The 11,734-nt window shown below is 62.2% G+C and carries 8 protein-coding genes; 7 read left to right on the forward strand and 1 reads right to left on the reverse strand.

Features of this window, described 5'->3' with window-relative positions; genetic code table 11:
* The first annotated feature begins 51 nt into the window (after positions 1 to 51).
* The 7 genes from M5C56_RS11540 to M5C56_RS11570 all read left to right on the forward strand — a co-directional run bounded on the left by M5C56_RS11540 (position 52) and on the right by M5C56_RS11570 (position 9,874).
* A complete protein-coding gene (locus M5C56_RS11540; protein WP_103499141.1) occupies positions 52 to 1,155 on the forward strand; it encodes a P1 family peptidase in 1,104 nt (367 codons plus the stop codon).
* A 309-nt stretch (positions 1,156 to 1,464) separates the two neighbouring features.
* Positions 1,465 to 2,913 (forward strand): serralysin family metalloprotease, encoded by a 1,449-nt coding sequence (locus M5C56_RS11545; protein WP_103499140.1) that lies wholly within the window; start codon positions 1,465 to 1,467, stop codon positions 2,911 to 2,913.
* A gap of 57 nt (positions 2,914 to 2,970) precedes the next feature.
* A complete protein-coding gene (locus tag M5C56_RS11550) occupies positions 2,971 to 3,360 on the forward strand; it encodes a protease inhibitor Inh/omp19 family protein (protein ID WP_247263127.1) in 390 nt (129 codons plus the stop codon).
* Positions 3,361 to 3,543: 183 nt separating this feature from the next.
* Positions 3,544 to 5,325: a type I secretion system permease/ATPase gene (locus tag M5C56_RS11555; RefSeq protein ID WP_103499139.1), complete on the forward strand. Its 1,782-nt coding sequence runs from the start codon at positions 3,544 to 3,546 to the stop codon at positions 5,323 to 5,325.
* Complete coding sequence (locus tag M5C56_RS11560) at positions 5,322 to 6,650, forward strand: HlyD family type I secretion periplasmic adaptor subunit (RefSeq protein WP_103499138.1); 1,329 nt, start codon at positions 5,322 to 5,324, stop codon at positions 6,648 to 6,650. Before M5C56_RS11555 ends, M5C56_RS11560 begins: the two co-directional genes overlap by 4 nt.
* 13 nt (positions 6,651 to 6,663) lie before the next feature.
* Complete coding sequence (locus M5C56_RS11565) at positions 6,664 to 8,001, forward strand: TolC family outer membrane protein (RefSeq protein ID WP_177099079.1); 1,338 nt, start codon at positions 6,664 to 6,666, stop codon at positions 7,999 to 8,001.
* 25 nt (positions 8,002 to 8,026) lie between these two features.
* Positions 8,027 to 9,874 (forward strand): polyurethanase, encoded by a 1,848-nt coding sequence (locus tag M5C56_RS11570; protein WP_247263126.1) that lies wholly within the window; start codon positions 8,027 to 8,029, stop codon positions 9,872 to 9,874.
* A gap of 186 nt (positions 9,875 to 10,060) precedes the next feature.
* Here the strand turns inward: M5C56_RS11570 and M5C56_RS11575 are convergent, their stop codons facing one another.
* Positions 10,061 to 11,656 carry a glycosyltransferase family 39 protein gene (locus M5C56_RS11575; RefSeq protein WP_103495129.1) on the reverse strand — a complete coding sequence of 532 codons (1,596 nt, stop codon included), beginning with the start codon at positions 11,654 to 11,656 and terminating at the stop codon, positions 10,061 to 10,063.
* Positions 11,657 to 11,734: the final 78 nt, after the last annotated feature.

The following is an 11,734-nucleotide window of genomic DNA, read 5'->3' on the forward strand; positions in this document are numbered from 1 at the left end:
GTGAGCGCCTAGAGTGGCCGCACATTTCAAACCCGCGGACAGAGAGGGATTATGCGCGCACGTGAATGGGGAATCACCCTGGGCCTGGGAACACCGGGGCCGTTCAATGCCATCACCGATGTGCCCGGTGTACGGGTCGGCCACAGTACATTGAAGACCGAGATCGACGGCAAGCAGGTGCGCACCGGCGTGACGCTGATCCAGCCACGGCCCGGCGCGGCGCGGCAGCAGCCCTGTTTCGCCGGTTGCCATGTGCTCAACGGCAATGGCGATGCCACGGGCCTGGAGTGGATTCGCGAAGCCGGGCTGCTGACCACGCCCGTGGCGATCACCAATACCCATAGCGTCGGTGTGGTGCGCGATGCGCTGATCGCCGACGAGCGCGACAGCCTGGCGGACCCGGCGGTGTACTGGTGCATGCCGGTGGTGATGGAAACCTATGACGGGGTGCTCAATGATATCTGGGGCCAGCATGTCGGCCCCGCGCAGGTCCGTGAAGCGCTGGCCGATGCCAGGCCCGGTCCGGTGACCGAAGGCTCGGTGGGTGGCGGTACCGGGATGATCTGCCATGAATTCAAGGGCGGTATCGGCACCTCATCCCGGCGCCTGTCGGCAGCGCAGGGCGGCTGGACCGTCGGCGCGCTGGTCCAGGCCAATCATGGCAAGCGCCAGGAGCTGCGGGTGGATGGCTATCCGGTTGGTCGCCAATTGCTGGATATCCCGTCGCCTTTCGCCCGTCGTGGCACCCCGGGCATGGGCTCGATCGTGGTGATTCTCGCCACCGACGCACCCTTGCTGCCCCATCAATGCCAGCGCCTGGCGCAACGGGCTTCCATCGGTATCGCCCGCACCGGCGGCGGCACCGAGGACTCCAGCGGCGATATCTTCCTGGCCTTCGCCACCGGCAACGACCAGTTGCCACCCGCCGACTACGGGCGCAAGGACCTGCCGTTCAGCAGCCCGCTGGCGATGCTCAACAACGATCATATTTCCCCCTTGTTCCTGGCGGCCGCCGAAGCGGTGGAGGAGGCGATCATCAATGCCCTGCTGGCCGGCGAGGACATGAACACGGCCGATGGAACAGCGGTATCGGCGTTAAGCGGCGAAGTTGTCCTGAATGCATTGAGAACGAGTGGTCGACCGGGAAATTTATAAGTATAAAAGTGACTGGCTGGTCATTTATTGATGCACTTCCCATATGCATTCTTGCGACTTGAAGTTTTCCGAAAGTCTGCTTGCGGGAGTCGGCCGTTACTGTCAGAAAAAACTTTCATGGCGTTGTCCAGCGTTTGTAGGTGTTTTCGGTGTTTATGGGATTTGTTATCAAAAAAGCGCTGGACGTTTGATTTCAAATTGTGTCAGTTTCTCGCTGCCTTCAAAAAGGGCGAGTGATAGGATGATCTCGCCAAGGGATTGTCGCTATCTGACAAAAACTGTTTCACTTGCAAACAAGGAAGTGTGTTTATGTCGAAAGTCAAAACCAAAGCTATTGTTTCTTCTGATGCGGCACTGGCGGCCAACGGGACAAGTTCCGCCTTTAACCAGATCGATAGCTTCAGCCATCAATACGACCGTGGCGGTAATCTCACGGTCAATGGCAAACCCTCCTACTCCGTCGATCAGGCCGCCACGCAACTGCTGCGTGACGGTGCCGCCTGGCACGATCTGGACGGCAGCGGCAAGATCGAACTGACCTATACCTTCCTGACTTCCCAGACCTCGAATTTCAGCGGTCTGGGCGTCACCGGGTTCAGCCAGTTCAGCGCGCTGCAGAAGTCGCAGGCCGTGCTCTCCATGCAATCCTGGGCGGACGTGGCCAATGTGACCTTCACGGAGGCGGCGAAGGGTGGCGATGGTCATATGACCTTCGGTAACTACAGCGGCGGGCAGGAAGGCGCGGCGGCATTCGCCTTCCTGCCGGGAACCGAGCCTGGCTACGACGGCCAGTCCTGGTACCTGACCGGTAGCGGCTACAACGTCAACAAGACGCCTGGCCTGAACAACTACGGTCGCCAGACCCTGACCCATGAGATCGGCCATACCCTCGGCCTGGCTCATCCCGGCGACTACAACGCCGGCGAAGGCAACCCGACCTACAATGACGCGTCCTATGGACAGGACACCCGCGGCTACAGCGTCATGAGCTACTGGAGCGAAAGCAACACCAGCCAGAACTTCAGCAAAGGCGGGGTCGAGGCTTATTCCTCGGGCCCGCTGATGGATGATATCGCGGCGATCCAGAAACTCTACGGCGCCAACTACAGCACCCGTTCCGGCGACACCACCTATGGGTTCAACTCCAATGCCGGTCGCGACTACCTGAGCGCCACTTCGTCTTCGGACAAGCTGGTGTTCTCGGTCTGGGACGGCGGCGGCAACGATACCCTGGACTTCTCCGGGTTCACCCAGAACCAGAAGATCAACCTGCATGACGGCTCGTTCTCCGACGTTGGCGGCATGGTGGGTAATATCTCCATTGCCCAGGGTGTCACGATCGAGAACGCCGTCGGCGGTTCGGGCAACGACCTGCTGATCGGCAACGATGCGGCCAACGAACTGCGTGGCGGTGCCGGCAACGATATCCTCTACGGGGCTGGCGGTGCCGACAAGCTCTGGGGTGGTTCGGGCAACGATACCTTCGTGTTCGCCGCCGTTTCCGACTCGGCGCCGAAAGCGGCCGACCGGATCATGGACTTCACCAGTGGCCAGGACAAGATCGATCTGTCCGGGATCACCCATGGTTCGGGCCTGACCTTCGTCAACGCGTTCACCGGCCATGCCGGCGATGCGGTACTGACGTATGCCTCGGGCACCAACCTGGGTACCCTGGCGGTGGACTTCTCCGGGCACGGCGTCGCCGATTTCCTGGTGACCACCGTGGGTCAGGCAGCGGTCACGGATATCGTGGCTTGAGTTGATGCGGTAGGGGCAGCGCTGCAGCGCTGCCCTCTGGCCAGGTAGTCCATGCCCATGATCAAGAGCTTTGTTCGCAGTACCTATTCGACGTGGCTGATGGCTGCGTTTCTGGCGTTTTCTGGAGAAGTCACCATGGCGAGCAGCCTGCTCATGACCAGCCCCGAGGCCCTTGTCGGCCAGTGGCGGATGTACCCTGAAGGTGAGAACCCCCAGGCCTGCAAGCTTGACCTGGCGTTGCAGTCACCGCGCCTGAGTGGCGACCTGGAGTGCATCGCCGGCTGGTTGGGCGAACGCCCGGCCAACTGGGAACCGACCCCCGATGGCCTGTGGCTGTATGGCGCCGAAGGGACTGGCATCGTCCATCTCAATCGGCAGAAGGCGGATCGTTATGAAGTGCGTTTGAAGAATGGAAGCGTTCTGGTACTGGTGCGCGATAAGCCCTGAGCATCCAGGTGCAAATCGATTAAACGGCAACTTGATGCCTTGTGCCTGTTAGTTGTTTTCTCGTTCAGTCTTTATGCGTCGCTAAAGAACGACTCCTATTGAAAGTACCTATATTCCCGAGCGGCTCGCCGGCCATCGAATAAAGGTGCGTATCCGGCTGTGCGTAAACTTCAAGGAAGAGAGATGAACCCGCCGAAAATGATGTCCGGGACACCTTTGATCCGTGTGCTCGGCGATTATAAAAGTGTGTTGCTCAGCGTCGGTTGTTTCACCGCGTTGATCAATCTGCTGATGCTGGTGCCTTCGATTTACATGCTCCAGGTCTATGACCGGGTATTGACCTCCCAGAACGAAACCACCCTGGTCATGCTGACCCTGATGGTGGTGGGGTTCTTTGCCTTTATCGGGCTGCTGGAAGTGGTCCGCAGTTTTATCGTGATCCGCATCGGCAGCGCCCTGGAGCGGCGCTTGAACCTGCGGGTCTACCAGGCGGCCTTCGAGCGCAACCTGTTGCGCGGCGAAGGGCATGCCGGCCAGTCCCTCGGCGACCTGACGCAGATTCGCCAGTTTCTCACCGGCCCGGCCCTGTTCGCCTTTTTCGACGCACCGTGGTTTCCCATCTACCTGCTGGTGATCTTCCTGTTCAATCCCTGGCTGGGGGTGTTCGCCAGTGTCGGGGCCTTGTTGCTGATCGCCCTGGCCTGCCTCAACGAGTCCATGACCAAAAAGCCCTTGAGCGAAGCCAGCGGTTATTCGCAACGCTCGACTCAGTTGGCCACCAGTCATCTGCACAACGCCGAGACGATCCAGGCCATGGGCATGCTCGGGGCCTTGCGCAGGCGCTGGTTCCAGGTGCACTCGCGATTTCTGGCACGGCAGAACCGCGCCAGCGATACCGGGGCGGTGATTACTTCCCTGAGCAAGATGTTGCGCCTGTGCCTGCAATCGCTGGTGCTGGGCCTGGGGGCGCTGCTGGTGATCAAGGGTGAGATGACCGCCGGGATGATGATCGCCGGCTCGATCCTTATGGGCCGGGTGCTCAGCCCCATCGACCAGTTGATTGCGGTGTGGAAACAGTGGAGCACGGCCAAGCTCGCCTATCAGCGCCTGGACGGCCTGTTGCGTGAGTTCCCCGAGACAGAAGGCCAGATGAGCCTGCCTGCTCCCCAGGGCCAGGTGGCCTTTGAACAGGTCAGCGCCGGACCGCCGGGCAAGCGTGTCGCGACCCTGCACCAGGTGAGTTTCAGCCTGGCTCCCGGCGAGGTGCTGGGGGTGCTCGGTGCCTCGGGCTCGGGCAAGTCTACCCTGGCCCGGGTGCTGGTGGGCGTCTGGCCGACCCTGGGCGGCACCGTGCGCCTGGACGGTGCCGACCTGCACCGCTGGGACCGCGACGACCTCGGTCCGCATATTGGTTATTTGCCCCAGGACATCGAGTTGTTCAGCGGCACCATTGCCGAAAATATCGCGCGGTTTGCCGAGGTCGACTCGGCGAAAGTGGTCGAGGCGGCACGTCAGGCCGGTGTGCACGAGCTGATCCTGCGCCTGCCCCAGGGCTACGACACACTGCTGGGAGAAGACGGCAGCGGCCTGTCCGGCGGGCAGAAGCAGCGGGTGGCGCTGGCCCGCGCGTTGTATGGCGGCCCGCGCCTGGTGGTGCTGGATGAGCCCAATTCCAACCTCGATGTGGTCGGGGAAACCGCCCTGACCCAGGCGATTGCCCTGCTCAAGGCGGGGGGCAGCACAGTGGTCCTGGTGACCCACCGTTCCACCTCCCTGACCCAGGCGGACAAGTTGCTGGTGCTCAACGAAGGCCGCCTGCAAGCCTTCGGCAGCAGTGCCGATGTGCTCAAGGCACTGTCGGCCGGCGCCCAACCCGCGCCGCAACCGGCCCGCGAGGCAGCCACCCCGGCGGGCGTCAGCCTGAGCCGACAGTATCCCGCGCCGACGCGCAGTAGCGGCGCATGAGCAAGGACAGCACAATGCAGATCAGTACCCCTGTTGAATACCGGGAACGTGATGCCCGGTTCTTTGCCCGTATGGGCTGGTTGTTGGCCCTCCTGGGTGCCGGCGGCTTCTTTCTCTGGGCGGCCCTGGCGCCGCTGGACCAGGGCATTGCCGTGCAGGGCACCGTGGTGGTATCCGGCAAGCGCAAGGCCGTGCAATCCCTCGGCGGCGGCGTGGTCAGCCGGATCCTGGTGCGCGAAGGGCAAGTGGTGCATCAGGGCCAGCCGCTGTTTCGCCTCGACCAGACGCAATTGTCGGCCGATGTGCAATCGTTGCGGGCCCAGTACCGCATGGCCTGGGCCAGCCAGGCGCGTTGGCAGAGCGAGCGCGACAACCTGCCCCGGGTGGTGTTTCCGCCCGAGTTGAGCGCGGAGGCCGACCCGCCCCTGGCGCTGGTGCTCGAAGGCCAGCGGCAACTGTTCAGCAGCCGTCGCGAAGCCTTTTCCCGGGAGCAGGCCGGTATTCGCGCCAGTATCGACGGCGCCGGCTCGCAACTGGCCGGTATGCGTCGCGCGCGCAACGACATGCTGGCCCGCGCCGACTCCCTGCGCAGCCAGTTGGACAACCTCAAGCCCCTGGCGGACAACGGCTATATCCCGCGCAACCGCCTGCTGGACTACCAGCGCCAGCTGTCCCAGGTGCAACAGGACCTGGCGCAGAACAGCGGCGAAAGCGGGCGGGTCGAGCAGGGCATTGTCGAGTCGCGTCTCAAGCTCTCCCAGCACAGCGAGGAGTACCAGAAGGAAGTGCGCGGCCAACTGGCAGAGGCCCAGCTCAAGAGCCTGACCCTGGAGCAGCAGCTGCGCTCGGCGGATTTCAATTTGCAGCACAGCGAGATCGTCGCGCCGGCGGAGGGCATCGCGGTCAACCTCAGCGTGCACACCGAAGGCGCGGTGATCCGTGCCGGGGAAACCCTGCTGGAGATCGTGCCCCAGGGCGAACGCCTGGAAGTCGAGGGGCACCTGCCGGTCAACCTGGTGGACAAGGTCGGCAGCCATCTGCCGGTGGACATCCTGTTCACCGCCTTCAACCAGAGCCGCACGCCACGGGTGCCCGGCGAAGTCAGCCTGATCTCCGCCGACCAGTTGCTCGATGAGAAGACCGGCGCGCCGTATTACGTGCTGCGCACGTCGGTGAGCGACATGGCCCTGGAAAAACTCCACGGGCTGGTGATCAAGCCGGGCATGCCCGCCGAGATGTTCGTGCGGACCGGCGAGCGCTCGCTGCTCAACTATCTGTTCAAACCCCTGCTGGACCGCGCGGGTTCCGCGCTGACCGAGCAATAGGATGTTTCACCGAATGAAGACACTGTCGATGATCGTGGCAACGCTGTCCCTGTTGGTCAGCACCGGCAGCCAGGCCATGGGGCCGTTCCAGGTGTATGAGCAGGCGCTGCGCAATGACCCGGTATTCCTCGGCGCGCTCAAGGAGCGCGATGCCGGCCAGGAAAACCGCGCCATTGGCCGGGCCGGCCTGCTGCCGAAGATTTCCTATAACTACAACCAGGGCCGTAACGATTCGCGGGCCACCTACCTCAGCGAACGGGGCAACTCCCACGAGGACCGTCACTACACCAGCTCCGGCTCGACGCTGATGCTGCAACAACCGCTGATCGACTACGAGGCCTATGCCAATTACCGCAAGGGCGTGGCCCAGGCGTTGTTCGCCGATGAAACCTTTCGCGGCAAGAGCCAGGAGCTGCTGGTGCGGGTCCTGACCTATTACACCAAGGCGTTGTTTGCCCAGGACCAGATCGAGATCGCCCAGGCCCGCAAGAAAGCCTATGGGGAGCAGTTCCAGCAGAACGAGCATCTGTTCCGCCAGGGCGAGGGCACACGCACCGATATTCTCGAAGCCGAGTCGCGTTTCGAGCTGGCCACCGCCGAGGAAATCGAAGCCCGCAACGAACAGGATGCCGCCCTGCGCGAACTGGGGGCGCTGATCGGCGTAGCGTCGGTGGATGTTTCCGAACTGGCGCCACTGGCCCGGACCTTTCAGTCGTTTCCCCTGGAGCCGGCCAACTTCGATACCTGGCACGCCATGGCCCTGGAGAACAACCCGACCCTGGCGTCCCAGCGCCAGGCCCTGGAAGTGGCCCATTATGAAGTGGAGCGCAACCGCGCCGGGCACTTGCCCAAGCTCAATGCCTACGCCAGCGTGCGCAAGAGCGAGTCCGACAGCGGCAACACCTACAACCAGCGCTACGACACCAACACCATCGGTTTCGAGGTGAACGTGCCGTTGTTCGCCGGTGGCGGCGTCTCGGCGTCGGTGCGCCAGGCCAGCGCCAACCTGGAACAGGCCGAATACGAACTGGACGGCAAGACCCGCGAAACCCTGATCGAGCTGCGTCGTCAGTTCAGTGCCTGCCTGTCGGGGGTGAGCAAGTTGCGCGCCTATCAGAAGGCCTTGAGTTCGGCCGAAGCCCTGGTGGTCTCGACCAAGCAGAGCATCCTCGGTGGCGAGCGGGTCAACCTCGATGCGCTGAACGCCGAGCAGCAGCTCTACAGCACCCGGCGCGACCTGGCCCAGGCGCGCTACGACTACCTGATGGCCTGGACCAAATTGCATTACTACGCGGGCACTTTGCGCGAAACCGACCTGGCCAGGGTCGATGAGGCCTTCATACGACAATGATTCCAACCAGCAAGGAGGCAATACCATGGGTGTGTTTGACTATAAAAACCTAGGGGCCGAGGCTTCGAAAACACTGTATTCCGATGCAATGGCGATCACCTTGTACTCCTACCACAACCTCGATAACGGCTTTGCCGTGGGCTACCAGCAGAACGGCTTCGGTCTCGGCCTGCCGGCGACCCTGGTCAAGGCCCTGATCGGCGGCACGGATGCCCAGGGGGTCATCCCCGGGATCCCCTGGAACCCGGACTCGGAGAAAGCCGCGCTGGCGGCGGTGAAGGCCGCCGGCTGGACACCCATCAGTGCCGCGCAACTGGGCTACGGCGGCAAGACCGATGCCCGCGGCACCTTCTATGGCGAGAAGGCCGGCTACACCACGGCGCAGGCGGAAATCCTCGGCAAGTACGACGCCAGCGGGCACCTGACCGAGATCGGTGTGTCCTTCCGTGGCACCAGCGGGCCGCGGGAAAGCCAGATCAGCGACACCATCGGCGATGCGATCAACGACTTGCTGGCGGCCATCGGACCCAAGGATTACGCGAAGAACTACAGCGCCAATGCCTTCGAAGGCCTGCTCAAGAGCGTGGCGACCTTTGCCGCGGCCAACGGTCTTTCCGGCAAGGATGTGCTGGTCAGCGGCCACAGCCTCGGCGGGCTGGCGGTCAACAGCGTGGCCGACCTGAGCAAGGACCACTGGGGTGGTTTCTACAAGGATGCCAACTACATCGCCTTTGCTTCACCGACCCAGAGCGGCCCGGGCACCCAGGTGCTGAATATCGGTTATGAAAACGACCCGGTGTTCCGCGCCCTCGACGGCTCCAACCTGACCCTGGCAACCCTGGGTGTGCACGATGCCAACAAGGCCTCTGCGACCAATAATATCGTCAGCTTCAACGACCATTACGCGTCCGATGCCTGGAATGTGCTGCCGTTTTCCATCGGTAACGTCGCCACCTGGATTTCCCATCTGCCGACGGCCTATGGCGATGGCTTGAATCGGGTGCTGGGGTCGCAGTTCTACAACCTGACCAGCAAGGACTCGACCATCATCGTCGCCAACCTGTCGGATCCGGCGCGGGACAAGACCTGGGTGCAGGATCTCAATCGCAATGCCGAAACCCATAGTGGCAGCACCTTTATCATCGGTAGCGACGCCAACGATCTGCTCAAGGGAGGGCGTGGCAACGATTACATCGAGGGACGCGGCGGTAACGATACCTTCCGCGATGACGGTGGCTACAACATCATTCTCGGCGGCAAGGGCAACAACACCTTCGATCTGCAGAAATCCCTGGCCAGCTTCGATATCGCCAATGACGGCCACGGCACCTTGTATATCCGTGATGCCAGCGGCGGGATCACCATTGCCCAGAATATCGGCACCCTGGTCAGCAAGGAGTCGAGCCTGGTGTTCTTCAACAAGGACGTGGCCCATGTGGTGGGCAACCAGAGCTTGTCCGAGGGAAGTTATGTCAACTCGCAGGTCGGCAGCGATGGGGCCGATACCCTGACGGCGAAGTCTTCGGGGGAGTGGCTGTTGGGTAATGGCGGCGACGATCATCTGATTGGCGCGATCAAGGGGGGGAACGTGTTTATCGGTGGTGCCGGCAATGACCTGATGGATGCGAAGGGCGGGGGCAATACCTTCCTGTTCAACGGCTTCAACGGATCGTTCGGCCAGGACAAGATCACCGGCTTCCAGGCTTCCGACAAACTGGTGTTCATGGGGTATGCCGATTCCCAGGGACACACTATCCAGGACCACGCCAAGGTGGTGGGACACGACACTGTGCTGACCTTCGGGTCGGATTCGGTGACGTTGGTGGGGGTAGGGCTGGATGTGCTGAAGGGGGCGAGTGTAGTTATCGCCTGATGCTGTAATACAGGAAACGATAGCAGCCTCCAGGCCGCCAAAAGCTTCGCGGGCAAGCCCTGCTCCAACAGTGAGTCGTCGTTTGCTGATCTTGTGTACGACGCAGAACTGTAGGAGCAGGGCTTGCCCGCGAAGAGGCCCTTAAGATCGCTCAAAGCCTCGCTGGCAAGCCACGCTCCCGCTGGTTTACGGCAATTTCAACAACACATAATCGTTCTTGTCGAACCGCTGGCTGAGTACTGGCGTCAGATCGCCGATAGCCGTGCCTTTCAGTGCGTCATACTGATCCTTGCCCATCATCACCCACGCCGGTCGCGCCACGCCCTGAAGCTGCTCAGGCGTTTCGGTGAAGATCGGCTGCAGATCGCCCTCGGCATTGACCATGAACTTGATCGCCCGTCCATCCTTGCCCACCGCGTGCATGACCAGCGGCGCAGGATCCTTTTGCATCAACTGCTGGGTCGCCTGGGTAAAGGCGCGGGTATCGTAGGCGACGCGTTCGGTCGGCTCGACAATCAGGATATAGCTGCTCCACAGCGCCAGCACCGCACAACCGGCCAGCCCGAGCGCGCGCCAGCGGGCGTTGAACAACGCCACCACGGCGATCAGTTGCAAGGCCCCGACCAGATAGGGCGCGACGCCCAGGGTTGGCAGTTCTTCAGGGAAGCGCCGGTGCAACATGAACATCCCGACAATCAGCAGGCCCGGCAGGATCAACCAGAGACCCTGGATCAGCCCACGCAGCCAGGCAAACAGACGGCCTTTCCCGACCTGGAACGGATAGGCGGCAATGATCGCCGCCATCGGTACCATCGGCAGGATATAGCGGGCTTTTTTCGCCTGGGGCACCGACAGGCCGAGCATCACGATCAAGCCGGCCGCGACCGCGTAGAGGGTCAGTTGCAAGGCCGGCCCACGATGCTGGCGACCGGTTGCCAGAATGGCAACCAGAACCAGCACGGCCAATGGATAAGCCAGGGCGTAGTTGCCAAAAGCGCTGCTGAAGTAATACAGCGTACCGCTGGAGCCCGCCGAGCCGTCCATGCGGCCGGTGAACTGCATACGGATCACTTCCTGGAGGAAGGCCGGGCCGCCATCGAGCGAAGCCAGCCACAACAGCAGGCCGATGCAGGCTGCCAGCAGGAACAGGGCCTGGAAGCCAAACACGAACAACCGGCGCCATTGACCGCTGAGCAGGTAGAAGCTGCACAGCATGCCGGTGGGGATCACCAGGCCCATGGGGCCGCGAATGGCAAAGCCGAGCACCAGCAGTGCCAGGAGCAGCACGCTGCGTTTCGGCGCGCCGTAGTATTTGGCGGCATAACCCAGGTAGAACACCGCCAGGGACACGGCGGCGAGCATCTGGTCGAGGGACACCGCGCGGGTTTCGATCAGGAAATTATTGGTCAGCAACAGCAAGGCAATGCTCAGCAGCGCCCAACGGGGCGAATGCGGGGCCACCAGCCGGTACATCAGCACCACGATCCAGGCCGAGGCCAGGGCGCTCGGCAGCCAGGCGGCGAGGGCGTTGACCGAGCCGAACGGCAGCGACAGCAACCAGATCAACAGGGTGGAAAATGCCGAATAGTCCGGATACGGCTCGCCATAGGTGGTCGGGAAGAAACTCGGACCATGGCGCAGCATTTCCTCGGCGAACAGCACGAAGCGCGAGTCGAAACCGATGGCGGCTTGCTGATAGACGCCGGCGATAAACAGCAGCAGGGCGATCAGGCCCAGGCCGAGGGATTGGCGATTCAGGGTGTTACGGGATGAGGACGTCAATGTCACGGCCGTGGACCTAAAACAACGGGCAAGCCCGTTAGGAACGAAAACGCGGTCATTTTTTCGAAATGACCGCGT

The sequence above is a fragment of the Pseudomonas sp. MWU13-2862 genome (assembly GCF_023242495.1).
GTDB lineage: Bacteria > Pseudomonadota > Gammaproteobacteria > Pseudomonadales > Pseudomonadaceae > Aquipseudomonas > Aquipseudomonas gingeri_D.

What these genes read in the sequence shown, in the direction of transcription:
- M5C56_RS11540 (WP_103499141.1), top strand. Translation starts at nt 52, where the DNA reads ATGCGCGCACGTGAATGGGGAATCACCCTGGGCCTGGGAACACCGGGG.
- M5C56_RS11545 (WP_103499140.1), top strand. Translation starts at nt 1,465, where the DNA reads ATGTCGAAAGTCAAAACCAAAGCTATTGTTTCTTCTGATGCGGCACTG.
- M5C56_RS11550 (WP_247263127.1), top strand. Translation starts at nt 2,971, where the DNA reads ATGATCAAGAGCTTTGTTCGCAGTACCTATTCGACGTGGCTGATGGCT.
- M5C56_RS11555 (WP_103499139.1), top strand. Translation starts at nt 3,544, where the DNA reads ATGAACCCGCCGAAAATGATGTCCGGGACACCTTTGATCCGTGTGCTC.
- M5C56_RS11560 (WP_103499138.1), top strand. Translation starts at nt 5,322, where the DNA reads ATGAGCAAGGACAGCACAATGCAGATCAGTACCCCTGTTGAATACCGG.
- M5C56_RS11565 (WP_177099079.1), top strand. Translation starts at nt 6,664, where the DNA reads ATGAAGACACTGTCGATGATCGTGGCAACGCTGTCCCTGTTGGTCAGC.
- M5C56_RS11570 (WP_247263126.1), top strand. Translation starts at nt 8,027, where the DNA reads ATGGGTGTGTTTGACTATAAAAACCTAGGGGCCGAGGCTTCGAAAACA.